Annotated in this window: 14 protein-coding genes; 11 read left to right on the plus strand and 3 right to left on the minus strand. The window is 58.4% G+C overall.

Going from position 1 to position 13,301, the window contains the following annotated elements; genetic code table 11:
• Positions 1–136 precede the first annotated feature (136 nt).
• The 4 genes from RNA01_RS24175 (at position 137) to RNA01_RS19890 (ending at position 2,905) form a co-directional block, all read left to right on the plus strand.
• Positions 137–409, plus strand: coding sequence for a sodium/glutamate symporter (locus RNA01_RS24175; protein ID WP_235916794.1), 273 nt, complete (start codon positions 137–139; stop codon positions 407–409).
• A complete protein-coding gene (locus tag RNA01_RS24180; protein ID WP_235916797.1) occupies positions 378–602 on the plus strand; it encodes a sodium/glutamate symporter in 225 nt (74 codons plus the stop codon). The genes RNA01_RS24175 and RNA01_RS24180 overlap by 32 nt, the downstream gene beginning before the upstream one ends.
• A gap of 81 nt (positions 603–683) precedes the next feature.
• Positions 684–1,856: an HlyD family secretion protein gene (locus tag RNA01_RS19885; protein WP_147181947.1), complete on the plus strand. Its 1,173-nt coding sequence runs from the start codon at positions 684–686 to the stop codon at positions 1,854–1,856.
• Between the two features lie 11 nt (positions 1,857–1,867).
• Positions 1,868–2,905: an FUSC family protein gene (locus RNA01_RS19890; RefSeq protein ID WP_147181907.1), complete on the plus strand. Its 1,038-nt coding sequence runs from the start codon at positions 1,868–1,870 to the stop codon at positions 2,903–2,905.
• Positions 2,906–3,383: 478 nt separating this feature from the next.
• Here the strand turns inward: RNA01_RS19890 and RNA01_RS23775 are convergent, their stop codons facing one another.
• Positions 3,384–3,584, minus strand: coding sequence for a TetR/AcrR family transcriptional regulator (locus RNA01_RS23775; protein WP_170253567.1), 201 nt, complete (start codon positions 3,582–3,584; stop codon positions 3,384–3,386).
• A gap of 73 nt (positions 3,585–3,657) precedes the next feature.
• Between RNA01_RS23775 and RNA01_RS19900 the strand changes: the two genes are divergently transcribed.
• Positions 3,658–4,011, plus strand: coding sequence for a GNAT family N-acetyltransferase (locus RNA01_RS19900; protein WP_170253568.1), 354 nt, complete (start codon positions 3,658–3,660; stop codon positions 4,009–4,011).
• 692 nt (positions 4,012–4,703) lie between these two features.
• Here the strand turns inward: RNA01_RS19900 and RNA01_RS19905 are convergent.
• A complete protein-coding gene (locus RNA01_RS19905; RefSeq protein ID WP_147181909.1) occupies positions 4,704–5,819 on the minus strand; it encodes an alpha/beta hydrolase in 1,116 nt (371 codons plus the stop codon).
• Between the two features lie 579 nt (positions 5,820–6,398).
• Positions 6,399–7,457: a CaiB/BaiF CoA transferase family protein gene (locus tag RNA01_RS19910; protein ID WP_147181910.1), complete on the minus strand. Its 1,059-nt coding sequence runs from the start codon at positions 7,455–7,457 to the stop codon at positions 6,399–6,401.
• A 104-nt stretch (positions 7,458–7,561) separates the two neighbouring features.
• On the opposite strand from RNA01_RS19910, the gene RNA01_RS19915 reads away from it, so the two are divergent.
• The 6 genes from RNA01_RS19915 to RNA01_RS19940 all read left to right on the plus strand — a co-directional run bounded on the left by RNA01_RS19915 (position 7,562) and on the right by RNA01_RS19940 (position 13,256).
• Positions 7,562–7,972 (plus strand): Zn-ribbon domain-containing OB-fold protein, encoded by a 411-nt coding sequence (locus tag RNA01_RS19915; protein ID WP_170253570.1) that lies wholly within the window; start codon positions 7,562–7,564, stop codon positions 7,970–7,972.
• A complete protein-coding gene (locus RNA01_RS19920; protein WP_147181912.1) occupies positions 7,969–9,102 on the plus strand; it encodes a thiolase C-terminal domain-containing protein in 1,134 nt (377 codons plus the stop codon). The genes RNA01_RS19915 and RNA01_RS19920 overlap by 4 nt, the downstream gene beginning before the upstream one ends.
• A gap of 12 nt (positions 9,103–9,114) precedes the next feature.
• Complete coding sequence (locus RNA01_RS19925; protein ID WP_147181913.1) at positions 9,115–9,441, plus strand: hypothetical protein; 327 nt, start codon at positions 9,115–9,117, stop codon at positions 9,439–9,441.
• Positions 9,442–9,502: 61 nt separating this feature from the next.
• Positions 9,503–10,834 carry a Rieske 2Fe-2S domain-containing protein gene (locus RNA01_RS19930; protein WP_147181914.1) on the plus strand — a complete coding sequence of 444 codons (1,332 nt, stop codon included), beginning with the start codon at positions 9,503–9,505 and terminating at the stop codon, positions 10,832–10,834.
• Positions 10,831–12,066 carry a CoA transferase gene (locus RNA01_RS19935; protein WP_147181915.1) on the plus strand — a complete coding sequence of 412 codons (1,236 nt, stop codon included), beginning with the start codon at positions 10,831–10,833 and terminating at the stop codon, positions 12,064–12,066. Before RNA01_RS19930 ends, RNA01_RS19935 begins: the two co-directional genes overlap by 4 nt.
• Positions 12,063–13,256: a CaiB/BaiF CoA transferase family protein gene (locus tag RNA01_RS19940; protein ID WP_170253572.1), complete on the plus strand. Its 1,194-nt coding sequence runs from the start codon at positions 12,063–12,065 to the stop codon at positions 13,254–13,256. The genes RNA01_RS19935 and RNA01_RS19940 overlap by 4 nt, the downstream gene beginning before the upstream one ends.
• Positions 13,257–13,301: the final 45 nt, after the last annotated feature.

Consider the following 13,301-nt stretch of genomic DNA (forward strand, 5'->3'; position numbering starts at 1 on the left):
CCGGACCCGAATTCATCCGTGATCCCCTCCCTTTAGCATTCGTGCCGAAAGAGTTGCCGACCGGTGATTGAAATCAATGCCTTCTTCACGTTTACCATGGCCGTGGGGGCTGATGATCTCAGGCAAGATTCTGACAATGAATATCGAGATCTTGCGAAGATACTCGATACCGGAGCCCATCGTCGGCGGCTTTCTATGCGCGGCTTTCGTCGCCGTCCTTCATCTCTTGTCCGGGCGGAAGTTACAGTTCGAGCTTGAGATACGCGACTTTCTTCTGCAACTGTTTCTCGCGGGTGTCGGCCTCAAGTCCCACCTCCGCACTTTGATCGAGGGCGGAAAACCGCTCTTGACCCTTCCTTGTGCTTGCCAGCGTGTTCATGCTTCTCCAGAACGCACTGATGGGCCGTAAACATGAGGCAGCGGTTATTTCCGCAGCGTTCCTAGGCATCAGGTTGGACTCGACGGCAACGGCAATCGCCAATAGGATAATTGTTACCCAGCAATATGGCGCCGCGCACAGGGCTGTTATAGTCGTGCCGCTAGTGTGCGGCTTCTTCATCGACATCGTCGACGCCCTGATCATTTCCCTCTTCGCCAGTTGAAGAAGGATAAATTAACATCTGTTTGAGCTGGAAAATAACATTGAACGAGATAATACAGCGCTCTATGGAGGCGAGGCCTTGATGGAAAAAGAAAACAACCGGAACGACGATAGCGCGGCAATAAGAAATCCTGGAGAGCCGAAGATTGCTGTAGAACAGGCACCAACGGAGGAAAACACACAAGCGCCGAATAAGCCGGGTCTCAGAATCGGGCTTTCCGTCATGGTGCTGATTGTTGCATTCGTTGCTTGGTATTCGATTTCGGATCAGTTCGCTCCCTATACGGATCGCGGCACGGTCGGCGGTTACATCGCCCGGATCGCGCCGCGGGTATCCGGGCAGGTCGTTGCCGTATTTGTTGAAGACAACACCATCGTCGATGAAGGCGATCCATTGCTCGAACTTGATGCCCGGCCTTTCGAACTGGCGGTGCGTCAAGCCGAGGTCGATTTTGAACAGGCTACGCAAACGATCAACGCTTCTTCTGCAGCAATCGTCGCAGCGCAAGCGAAAGTTACACAAGCGCGGGCCAGCCTGGAGAATGCCAGAACATCCGATGCACGTACCCAAAGCCTCGCCGTCAGAGGGATCGTACCCAAAGCCCAGGCCGAGGCATCGCGAGCCGAACTGAATGTTGCCGTGGCACAGGTGGAGGCTGCCGAAGCCGATCTTGCAAGCGCAGAGGCGGAACTCGGATCCTCTGGACGGGACAACCCCCAAATCAAGGCTGCGCAGCTGAAGCTGGAGCAGGCGCAACTTGATCTGCTCTACACAAAAGTGCTTGCTCCCACGCGCGGCGTAGTGACCAATCTCGAACTTGCGATCGGGCAGTACATCAATGCCGGTTCTGCAGCTATGACATTCATCGACGGCCGCGGCGGTTGGATTGTGGCCGATATGCGTGAGAACCAGCTCTCGAAAATTGCGCCCGGTAACAAGACCGGCCTGCTTTTCGATGCTGTACCTGGCCGCATATTTACAGGGACTGTCCACAGCGTTGCCTGGGGAATTGATACGGGCCGTACGACTTCGGGCGGACTGGTGCAGAACCAACCGGAGACACGCTGGTTCGAACCCGCCCGCCGGATCCCGGTTCGGATCGAGCTCGATGGCGGCATGGACCACTGGCCGCGAAACGTGAAGCTCGGCGGAAAGGTGACGGTGGTCGTCTACACGGCAGGCGAGAGAAACCCATCCGCGTGGATAGGCATGGGGTTGCATCGTCTTCAGTCGCTGCTGTCCTATCTCTACTAAGGAGCCTCGCCATGTATGTCGCCCCTCGGCCCTCCCGGCGCGATGATCCGAATTTTCCGGTCAGAATGGCGTTGCTTGCGGCGATATCCGTGGGTCTCATACCGTTCGTCATGCCTTCGATGCCGCCCCTGATGGCGGCCCTCCCTGTCGGATTGATGGCGGGGATGCGGAAAGCCTTCGACCCGAAAAAGGCGATCGGCGGCCCAGTAGCCCTGATTGGCATCATATGGATCATGAGCTTCGTCTTGCCGATGTTCATACCTTGGCCCGCAGCTTTCGTGCTGGTGATCGCGAGCCTCTATTTCCTTGCTTTCTGCATCATCCAGAGAACCGGAAATCCGATCGGAATGCTTATCCTGATATCGGTCAGTCTCGTGTCCATCATGGGGATGAACTCGACAGCATCGCTGGAGGCGTTGCGCGATACTTTTACGGAAGCCGGCATCGTCGCGTTGATCGCTATTCCCGTCCTCTATCTCGTGCTGCCGCCTGCGACCGGAGAAGAGATGATCGAGGAGTACACGCCGGCGGACGGCCATCATTTGCGATCGGCGGGAATCCGTGCCACCGTCCTCCTGGGTTTGAGTTTCTGGCTGTACAGCTTTCTCGACATGTCCAACATGATGATGGCCATCGCCGCCATCTTCGTTCTATGCTTTCCGACACGCGAGAAACTGTTTGCCGAAGCGAAAGAGCGGGTCATGGCCACCCTGTTTGGCGCAGTCGCCGCCGGCACTGCCTTGTTCATCCTCACCATCACCGCCCAATTCGTTGTCGTGGTCGGTCTCGTTTTCCTGGTGGCGATTTATTTTGCGAGCAAAATGATGTCCGGGAGACATCCGCCGATGGTGTATCAGTTCAGCCTGTCGGTCTCGCTTTCTCTGATCGTCGGCGCCTTGACGACGCAGGAGCCATCCTACGCGGCATTGACGCGCGTCGTCCTGACGTTCGGGGGAACGATTGTTGCGGCCTTGCTGACCGCTACGCTGGAAAGTCTGCTCAACGCCCAGTCGCCCGATAGACCAGGCGGTTCAGCTATAGCCGGGTAAGTCAGGACCAGTGGCTCGATCCGGAGTTTCAGCATGCCGCGCAGCTTGATCCGATGGGTGACAAGCGGCTTCAGGTCAACACGGCCGACGCACAGACTTCCATCAGCCGGCCCATGCGTTCCGTGCCTCCTGGGTAAAGCATGGTCACGATCCTGTTGTCTCCGCGCTTTGCCGAGAAGAGGTTCGACATCGACGCCCCAGCCGTCCGTCAGCGTCATGATCTGTTCCTTGGATCGCCACATTCAATTCGAACACATGATCGGCGCCAAGTTTTTCGCAACCTCTATGCGCGAGACCAGCTTATGGCAGGGGCGATCGTCGTCGAAGCTAAAACGAGTATAAATAGTGCCGCTTTCCAGAGGCTGTTCGGGGCATTTGTCCTGTCTGCCGGCTTTGCTCTTTGCGCAGATTTTGTAACGGTTGACGGGGAGAGCAGTTTTGGACCTGTCGTCCCCTCTGCCAGGTCGCACTCCACCACTCACGCGCTTGCCATGATGGTTTTTAACAATGCGGTCAGATAGCTTTCGAGCTCGCCGCCTTCGTCGTCAAGCAAGGGATCCATCTGCAGAACATTTCTCATTATGCCTAGGCCGGTAATAAGTGCAGTGACGAAGGCGGCCTTCTGCACCGTAGGCTGATCCAGTTTCGCACTGAGAGGCTTGATTAAATCGTTTGTCAATCGGCGCGGAATGTTGACCCCTTATCGGCGTCCAATATTCCACGCCGAAACACAGAGGCCGAAGAACGATACCATGCCATGCTGGGCGCGCCAGCTATGGCCGCATAACTTAAACCAAACGGTCTCCGGCAAAGCCGGCGCGGTTCAACCGGTCGGCATGGTCGCGTTATGCTTGGACGATTTAGAAGGCAGGCCCGAGTTGAATCCTTGGCTGGCTGGTCTCTATGTCGATCCTGCGCACCGCGACCGGGGGTATGGCTTGTGCCTTATAAGCGAGCTTGAAGCGCTGGCTCACAACGCCGGAATCGAACGCCTATCTCTTTACACCGCCGAAGCAGTCGGTCTCTACGCTAAGGCCGGATGGACGACCATCGAAACCTTTCAGAAGAAAGGTAAGCCGTTTTCAATCATGCAAAAGAAACTCTGATCAATCCACCATCTCGGAGAGACCAATCAGCGCAGCCGATTAATTCCTAGAGGCTTTCTGCACAACCGCGCCCGCTGCGATAAGCTGCTTAGAGTGTCATTTTCGCCCCCAGCCTGAACCGACCCCATTGAGATGTCCTTCGGGATCGGAAGGGACGTCCTCACCCACGCTCCGAGATCGTGTCCCAGGGCGTGGTGTAGCAGGGTAGCGGTGGTCACCAGTGTTTTCCGGTAGGGTCGGGTTGTTCAAGACCAACCTGAAGGACACCACCGATGACCGACGACATGTCATCTCCTAAAGGTTGACATTTCGATTGACAACACTGCCTCAATATGCAAGTTAGAAACCGTCTAGGAACTAACTTGCGTTGGCGCAGATTGCCAATATAATGACGTCTATCTAACTTGCAGACGGCAGTTTTTCATGCTAAACCATTTTTAATATAAAGTCAATAGCCATAGGAAAATATTTCTACGGCGAATGATGTGTATTGCTGTTCGTTAGATCAATATCCGTTCGATCTTATCTAGACTCACATCATCGCTACGGCTGACAAGCACCAGACCAAAATATGCCGCTTGAACCACCGGCACGCAGTGCCGGTCCGCCCCGATGCATTTGTTGTTCCCTCAATCCGATAGCCGTAGCGTTCCGGTCCAATCCGCACGGTTTCATCCGTCGGCTTCAACCGACTACTGCGGACTGATGACTTTGCTCGCGAGGCGGAAGGGACTGGATACGGTTGCGCCAAGGGTATCGAAAACAAAGGCTCCGGCGCGGCCCAGATCCGCACCGCCATCCTGCCGACGGTTGGCTTCTAGCTGCGGGATAAGCGAAGCAAACGCCGCATAACGGTCATGATTAAGAGGGTCGGATGCACCGAGTTTGGAGATGTCGATGAACTGGATGCCGGCCTTTGTCGCAGCTTCTTGGATTCCGGGTTCTTCGACATCAAGAGCACCGACGCGTTGAACGTCTCCACCAATCACCGATGATGCCTTTAAGGCGCGGTCATCCTTGGAAACGAGAACAGTCAAGGGAGGAGAAAGGCGACCAACAATCTCCAATTGCTTTCGGAAAACGTCGTTATCAATATCCGGTGCTGCCAGAATGATCTGCAAGTGGGATATGACATCATTACGGCCTTGCAGTCGCAATTGACGGACCGCCTCCATCACTAGCCAGCCGCCCATGCTATGACCAAAGACCACCACAGGTTTTCCGGTGTTGTGGCGGGCCAGGTCGATCAGCGTCTGCACCAATGCATCGCGAGAATAAATGGCGGATTCCTTGTCTGCGACGTAACCCGCGAGATTGGCCTGCGACGGCCAGGCGAAGACCAGCGGCGTTGCGTTGAGATTGGCGTCTGCCGCCATCTGCGCGGCACGAAAGAGCGCCTCCTGATAGCTGTAATTGTATCCATGAACGAAAACGCCGATCTGTTCACCTGATCTCATAACCGCGGCCTGATCAGCATTGAACACATCCTTTTGCATCATGACCTGGCGTGTCACGACGAAATCCTTCTCTGGATCAGGCTTGTCGCCGGGCCATTCGATCTTGCTGTCCTCGTGGGTCGGCGGGATGGATATATCGAACCGTGCATAATTGGGGGAGTGGGCTCGATTGTTGCTGAATTCCGTCTTGTCCGAACCGTTTTGCTGGCGCGTGCTGACCACGTAGACCGAAACGACCTTGCCACCTTCAACCTTGGCATTGACTGTCTTCAGAACGTCCGCATCGGGACGGTTGGCGCAGGCCGACAAGCAAGCCAATGCCAACACGAGAGCAAAAGAAAGATGTCTCATATAGGAAGTAGAATCCTCGGTACTAGATGCTGCATGATCTCTTAGCTAAGAACCAGGAAAGGTCAGCGATGTCCACCTTCCGTCTCTATTACTGGGTCTCCATCGGCTCGTCGGGACGGGGCAGCATAATTGCCGTTGGCACGGACGGTGAAGCGGCGATTGACGAGCCAATTTGTAGGACCCAGCACTTCAATATAGCCGACCCGAACGACTGTCTTTAAGCTGGTGCCCTGTTCTTCAGTCTCCGACGAACATCGAGTTCAAGGAGATTGGGCACTACAAGAACGGTCAGAATCGTTGAGACGACTGTAACGAAGGTCAGCGGGATTGCAAGTCTGCCGAGGACCGGACCGCCGATCACAGGGCAATGGCGAGTACTGTCGGCTGGATTGGCCGTAGCCACACAGTAGCGGTCTGGCGCTCCGCCATATGGAGCGGCATGCCCGCGTCCGGTTCACTTGAACAAAGTAGATAAACAGAGAAACCCGGATGATACCGTATGGCGCATATTAAAACCTACAGAACCGCAATTTGATTCGGCGCAGGGACAGCGTCCTTCAGATTCCGAAGATTACGCGCTCAGGTGACATCATCACCGATGCCTCGCCAGGGCAGAATACGCGGTGCAGGGATCGGCTGGATATAGCCATCGATTTCCTGGAAACAACCGACCATTTGCGGATGCTTCTGCGCTTCCTCAACAGTCAGCACCGGTGTCACGCAGGCATCGATTTTTTTGAATAGCTCCGTCCAGTATTCCAGATCCTGTTCCAGAAACTTGGCGCCGAGGAGATTTGCTAGCTCCGGCCATTGGGCGAGATCGTTCTGACCAGAAACATATCTGTCATTCAACTGCAGAGTGCGGATGAGATTGCGGAAAAAGATGGGTTCGATGGCGCCGACCACGACGTAGCGACCGTCACGAGTCTCGTACGCTCTGTAGAAGGGGGCTCCGCCATCGACCATGTTGCATTCCCGTTCGTCGATCCAATGTCCTTGAGCGCGCCGGCTGTGGATGAATGTTGCGAGATGCGTGGTGCCGTGGATCATCGCGGCATCGACCACCTGACCCTGTCCTGTCGTTCGGGCCTGCCAGATGGCGCAAAGCAGGCCGAAGGCAAGGTACATGCCCCCGCCGCCGAAATCGCTGATCAGGTTGAGCGGCGGCATCGGGCAGCGCCCTTTCTCGCCCATCATGCTCAACAAACCTGTCAGGCCGAGAAAATTGAGATCGTGACCGGCAAGATGTGCCATCGGTCCTTCCTGTCCCCAGCCCGTCATGCGGCCATATACGAGCCTGGGATTAAGCGGCATCACCGTAGCCGGTCCGAGGCCAAGCTGCTCCATCTTTCCGGGACGGAATCCCTCGATCAGCGCATCGGCATCGCGGATCAGATGGTGGGCCGCCTCAAGACCTTCCTCCGTCTTCAGATCGAGGACGACATCGTCGCGGCCGCGATTGAGGAAAGCACCTTTCGCCGCGCCTCTTCCGGCATCTCCGGGCGAGAGGATACGCGTAACCCGTGCCCCCATATCGGCCAGAAGCATCGCCGCGAAGGGTGCCGGGCCGAGACCAGAGAATTCCAGAATACGTAGTACGGACAGGGGTTTGGCGGCTGCGTCCTTAAGCTGTTCCATCAGTTTTTCTCTTCCACGCAACAAAAATCGAATTGGCTATTGATATAATGGTCTGACCATTATATGTGTCGAGTAATAAGTCAACGGCATGGGAGGGTGGTGACTTGCAAAGACCGGTTCCAGCGGCCAATGCCGAAAGCCGTCCGTTCTGGGATGCCGCTGCGCGCGGCGTTCTGCAACTCGCAAAATGCGAGACGTGCGGACGGATTGCCTATCCTCCGAAGCCAAGGTGTTCCTACTGTCTCTCCCCCGCGCTGCTGTGGACTGAGTTGTCCGGCCGTGGCCGCTTGCGCGGCTGGACGGATAATCACCTGGCTGTACTCGCCGGTTATGAGCGCCCGCTCTGCATCGTCGAATGCGCGATCGAGGAAGACCCCGGCGCCGTGATCATCGCGCTGGACGAAGCCGGCTCGGTGCGGAACTGTTCTCCCGACGCGCCGTTGCGGATCGGCTTCAGCGCCGACCAGAACGGCTGGAGCTATCCGTGCGTCACTCTGGTGGATGACGGGGAATGACTGCCGATATCGTCATCGCCGGTTTCGGTTCTTCGGCACTCGAACGCAGGTCGGACCGCAGCATCACCGCCTTCGCCCAGGATGCGATCATCGCCGCGCTGGCGGATGCCAATCTCGGGCGCGACGAGGTAGATGGCTACATCGGCGCGCCGTTCGCCACCAATGTAGGCTCTCCCCATGTCGAAGGTGGGGACGAAGTTTCGGCAAGGACCATGGCTGCTGCGATGGGCTTCAGGGGGCTCCGGTACGCAACCGATCTGTTTCGCCGTTACCCTGCCGATATGGTGGCGAGCGCGGCGCATGCCCTGATCGCCGGTGACTGTCGCTATGTCGTGGGCCTTCGTGCCCTCTATAGTCTTCAGGGCCGAGACTATGCCACGGCGGAGACGGACGTCGCCTACGGCAACGACCAGTTTACCAAGCCCTTTGCGTACAATATCGCGGGGTCGCGCTTCGCTGTCCGGGCCCAGCGCTACCTCGCATTGCACGGCTATGGCCGCGAAGTTCTCTACGAGGTGGTGGCGCTTGCGCGACGACATGCTGCGCAAAATCCCTACTCCGTCTGGAAGGGCCGGATGCTTGGCCGCGAGGACTATCTATCGGCGCAGATGATCGCCACGCCGCATTGCCTGTTCGATTGCGACATGCCTGTCTGCGGTGCCGCCGCCTTCGTCATGTGCCGGGCGGACGATCTGCCGGTCGGCGCGACCCCGGCTTATGTCGTCGGCTGGGCCGGCTTTCAGCTCCCGAACGCAGTTTTCGAGACGAGCGGCCTTTCCGCAAGCGACGTCGTCTCCGCTCAGCTTTATGATGGGTTTTCGTCGATGATCTATGAGTGGCTCGATGGATTCGGATTCTGCGCCGAAGGGCAGGCGCCTCGTTTCATCCGCGACGGGCATGGCAATCTCGACGGCCGGCTTCCGCTCAATACCTTTGGCGGAAGTCTCGGGGAGGGGCGTCTGCACGGAATGGGCCATCTGCGAGAGGCCTACTTGCAGGTCGCCGGCAAGGCCGGTCCGCGCCAGATCGCGAAATCCGGCCCGTGCCTCGTCCAGATCGGTCCCTACGACGATTCCGCCTTTGTTTTGTTGCAGCCCGAGCCGCGCCGTCGAGTGGCGCCGACGCATTGAGGAGCAAGTTCCATGAAATTACGAGAATATCTTTCCATTCCCTACATTCTGGAAGCGCAACCCTACGAAGGGCAGCAGGGGCAATGGGTTCGTCGGCTCTCCTATCCGGAACTGGGCGATTTCAGCGCCGAGGGCCAGGATGTCGAGCAAGTGTTCCTGGAGGTGGAGCGGTTGCGCTACGCCGAAATAGTCCGGCGTCTAAAGGCCGGCGATCCGCCGCCTGTTCCCCGCGCGCCGCTTGAAACCGCCGATCCTGCCTGGTGGGCCAATTTTCTCGGCCTTTCCGGGTTGGTCAACGGCCTGCTCGACAAAAACGCTAACGAATTGATCAGCGCCTGAGAACCTCGCCGCGCTCCCCGCGTCGGGACCGGCATGAGCATTCATCTAAGAGGAGAAGACAATGCTTTCTCATGAAGACAATGAAAAACTGGTTCGTGTCGGCCCCGGCTCGGTGATGGGGGAACTGTTCCGGCATTACTGGCTACCCATCTTCGGCTCGGCCGATCTGGAGAAGAACGGCCAGCCACAGACGGTGAAAATTCTCGGAGAGACCATGGTCATCTTCCGCGACAGCGAAGGCAATGTCGGTCTGGTCGACAATGTCTGCCCCCATCGCGGCGCGCCCATGCTTTTCGGTCGCAACGAGGATTGCGGTCTGCGCTGCGTCTATCACGGCTGGAAGTTCGATGTGGACGGCAACGTTGTCGACATGCCCGCCGAGCCGGTGCGCTCGCGTCTCAAGGAGCGTGTCAAGATCAAGTCCTATCCTTGCGTCGAGCGCAACGGCGTCGTGTGGACCTACATGGGCAAAGAAGGTGAGTCCGACCGCCCGCCGCTGCCGAATTTCGAATGGAACATGGTTCCCGACGAGAATGTGGTCATCACCTTCCGCGTTCAGGAGTGCAACTGGCTTCAGGCGCTGGAAGGCGAGATCGACTCGGCCCATGCTCCGATCCTGCATGGCCGTATCGATGAAGGCGGCTCGATCAACCAGTGGGTTGCCAAGCGCGACCTGCGCCCTGTCTTCGAATGCGTCCGCCAGGATTTCGGCATGAGCATCGCCTCGCGCCGTGTGATCGACGACGAGCACTACTACTGGCGCGTCAACCAGTTCGTCATGCCGTTCTACAGCCTGGTTCCGCCGCAGTCGAACGAGTTCTACGAACTCTCCGGCCACGCCTGGGTTCCGATCGATGACGAGAACACGCTGTGCCTGATGTTCTCCTACCGCCCGAACGAAGCACTTCATCCGAAATCCCGTCCGGTGTTTCTGGAAGGCTTCCGTGGCCGCGAGACCGGCCACCACAGCGTCCACGGCTATGAGGATCAGGGCCCCGCGGTTCCCTACGGCCGCTACACCTCCAAGTATCGCCGCGAGACCGGCTACCATTTCGATTACGAATTGCAGAAGACGACGTGGTTCTCGGGCCTTCCGGGCCTGTGGGTTCAGGATGCCGCCTGCCAGTCGGGCGTGGCGCGTGTCTACGACCGCAGCAAGGAAAACCTCTGCACCTCGGACACCGGCATCGCCATGACCCGGCGGATGCTGCTCGAGACGGCAGGCGCCTTTGCCGAAAAGGGTGAGAAGCCGGAACGTTACAACGACCCGGACCTCTACATGGTCCGCGCCATTTCCCTGACCCTTCCCAAGAACCAGCCCTGGGCGGATGCGGGCGCCGAACACATGCGCGCCGAACTCGGCAAGGGCTTCGGTTACGAGTTGGTCGCATGACGCAGGCAAAGCCTCTGGGTGCCCTGAACGGGGTACGGGTGCTGGAGATTTCCTCTCTGGCCGGGGCCGCTTGCGGGCGTGTGCTCGCCGATCTCGGCGCTTCGGTAATCAAGATCGAGCCGCAAGGCGGAGAGAAGGCGCGTTTCGACGCGCCTCTCGTTCCCACCAAGCTGGGGCAGGAAAGCGCGTCCTGGCTGGCGTTCAACTTCGGCAAGAAGAGCGTGGTCATCGATCTGGATACGCCGGCGGGACTTGCGGATTTCCGTGCGCTCGCCGCCGACGCGGACATCGTCGTTTCGGACTTCCGGCGTTTGTCGCTGGCGGACATGGACAGGCTGGAAGCGAGCGCCCGGGCGGCAAACCCGGCGGTTATCTGGACCGAGATCCTGCCCTTCGGTCGCGGCCATGCTTATGAGGCCATGCCTGCCACCGACACAACCTTGCAGGCACTTGGCGGCCATCTCTTCCAGAACGGCGATATCGACCGTCCGCCGGTGCGGATCGGTCTTCCGGTCGGTCTCTTGCAGGCAGGGGCGGAAGCCGCCAGCGCCGCTCTGATGGCCTATTATCATGCCCTCAAGACCGGAGAGGGCCAGCGCGTCGATATATCGGTTCAGGAAGTGGTTATCTGGACCCTGCTCAACACCACCATGGCCTGGCAGATCCTGTCGTTGAACGAGATGCGCGGCGGTGCTATCCGCAAGGAGCGGGCCAACCGCTTCTTCACCCGTCTCGTCTGGCCTTGCAAGGACGGCTCCTTCGTTTTCGGTCCGGTCGGCGGCGGTGGCGGTTCGGCGCGCATCAAGTCCTACGAAGCGCTGCTGAAATGGATGGAGGAAGACGGCGTCACGGATGAAATCCTGCGCCGCCACGACTGGAACGGCGATGGACAGTTCGCCATCCCGCAGGACGATTACGACGCTGTGACCGATGTCATCAAGCGCTTCATCGAAACGAAGACATCGGAGGAACTGATCGAGCGTTCGGTGCGCGACCGTATCCTCATGGCGCCTATCAATTCCATCCGGGATATTTTCGAAAACGTCCAGTTCCGCTCGCGGGGCCTGTTTAAGTCGCTCAGCGACGAAGCGCGCGATCTTGACGTCGAACTGCCCGCGAACTGGGTCCGCATGTCCGCGACCGCTGTCGCCGATATGGCCCCGCCGCCTGTCGTCGGGGCAGACACCGACGACGTGCTCGGCACTGCACGCAGATTAAGGGAGGCATCGTGAGCAAGGGTATTTTTGACGGTCTCAAGGTTGCCGATTTCACATGGGCGGCAGCCGGTCCCATCGTGACGAAACAGCTTTCGGACAACGGCGCGACCGTTGTCAAGGTCGAGAGCTTCAAGCATCCGGACTCCATTCGTCTGGGCGGGCCGTTCATCGATGACAAGCCGGGCATCAATCGAAGCGGCTTCTTTGCCGACTTTCATAGCTCGAAGCTCGGCATCGGCGTTGACATGAACCATGCGGACGCGATGACCATCATCCGCCCGATGATCGAATGGGCGGATATCGTCGCTGAAAGCTTCCGCCCCGGCATCATGAAGAAATGGGGCCTCGATTATGAGAGCCTGCGCAAGATCAATCCGCGCATCATCATGCTGAGTTCCTCGCTCTACGGCGCCGATGGTCCCTGGTCACGCCATCCGGGCTACGGGGCGCAAGGAGCGGCGCTGGCGGGGATACAGCATATGACCGGCTGGCCAGACAGGTTGCCCGCCGTTCCGAAGGGTGCCTATTCGGATTCGGTCTCGCCCCGTTATGCGCTCGCAGCCCTGATGGCCGCGCTGATCCACCGCGAAAAGACGGGGGAGGGGCAGCATGTGGAACTCTCACAGATCGAGGCGACTACCCAACTGGTTTCGCCGCAACTGCTCGATCTGCAGATCACCGGCGCCAATGCCCAGCGTTCCGGCAACCGAAAGGAAGGCTCGATCCTTCATGGCGTCTATCCCTGCGCCGGGACGGAACATTGGATCGCGCTCGAAGTCGAGGACGAGAAACAGTGGGTTTCCTTGAAGCGTATTCTCGGCGATGGGAGCGACCTGGACCGCGCACGGGCAGAGGGCGCGGATATACTGGACGCGCATGTCGGAGAACTGACGGTTGCCTTCGATGCGGCGGAACTGATGCAGGCATGCGCAGAGGCTGGCGTGCCGGCGGGTGTCGCCTATTGCGGCTCGGACCTGCTCAGCGATCCGATCCTCGAAGCGCGCAACCACTTTTGGCCGCTCAGCCACGCAGAAATGGGAACGCTCAAATACAACGGCCCGGCCTACCGGTTCGATAAGACGCCATCGGCCTTACGCTCGGCCGCGCCCCGCCTCGGTGAACATACCGATCAGGTCTTGACGGATTACCTGGGCTTCACCTCCAACGACCTGACTCGATTTCGGGAGAGCGGGTTGCTGCTTTGATTCAAGAACATGATGCCCTCCGGCGTTTGCCGCCGGATGGGCCAT

The sequence above is a fragment of the Paenirhizobium naphthalenivorans genome (assembly GCF_007992095.1).
GTDB classification, from domain to species: domain Bacteria; phylum Pseudomonadota; class Alphaproteobacteria; order Rhizobiales; family Rhizobiaceae; genus Allorhizobium; species Allorhizobium naphthalenivorans.

What these genes read in the sequence shown, in the direction of transcription:
- RNA01_RS19885 (WP_147181947.1), top strand. Translation starts at nt 684, where the DNA reads ATGGAAAAAGAAAACAACCGGAACGACGATAGCGCGGCAATAAGAAAT.
- RNA01_RS19890 (WP_147181907.1), top strand. Translation starts at nt 1,868, where the DNA reads ATGTATGTCGCCCCTCGGCCCTCCCGGCGCGATGATCCGAATTTTCCG.
- RNA01_RS19930 (WP_147181914.1), top strand. Translation starts at nt 9,503, where the DNA reads ATGCTTTCTCATGAAGACAATGAAAAACTGGTTCGTGTCGGCCCCGGC.
- RNA01_RS19920 (WP_147181912.1), top strand. Translation starts at nt 7,969, where the DNA reads ATGACTGCCGATATCGTCATCGCCGGTTTCGGTTCTTCGGCACTCGAA.
- RNA01_RS24175 (WP_235916794.1), top strand. Translation starts at nt 137, where the DNA reads ATGAATATCGAGATCTTGCGAAGATACTCGATACCGGAGCCCATCGTC.
- RNA01_RS24180 (WP_235916797.1), top strand. Translation starts at nt 378, where the DNA reads ATGCTTCTCCAGAACGCACTGATGGGCCGTAAACATGAGGCAGCGGTT.
- RNA01_RS19905 (WP_147181909.1), bottom strand. Translation starts at nt 5,819, where the DNA reads ATGAGACATCTTTCTTTTGCTCTCGTGTTGGCATTGGCTTGCTTGTCG.
- RNA01_RS19910 (WP_147181910.1), bottom strand. Translation starts at nt 7,457, where the DNA reads ATGGAACAGCTTAAGGACGCAGCCGCCAAACCCCTGTCCGTACTACGT.
- RNA01_RS19935 (WP_147181915.1), top strand. Translation starts at nt 10,831, where the DNA reads ATGACGCAGGCAAAGCCTCTGGGTGCCCTGAACGGGGTACGGGTGCTG.
- RNA01_RS19925 (WP_147181913.1), top strand. Translation starts at nt 9,115, where the DNA reads ATGAAATTACGAGAATATCTTTCCATTCCCTACATTCTGGAAGCGCAA.
- RNA01_RS19900 (WP_170253568.1), top strand. Translation starts at nt 3,658, where the DNA reads ATGCCATGCTGGGCGCGCCAGCTATGGCCGCATAACTTAAACCAAACG.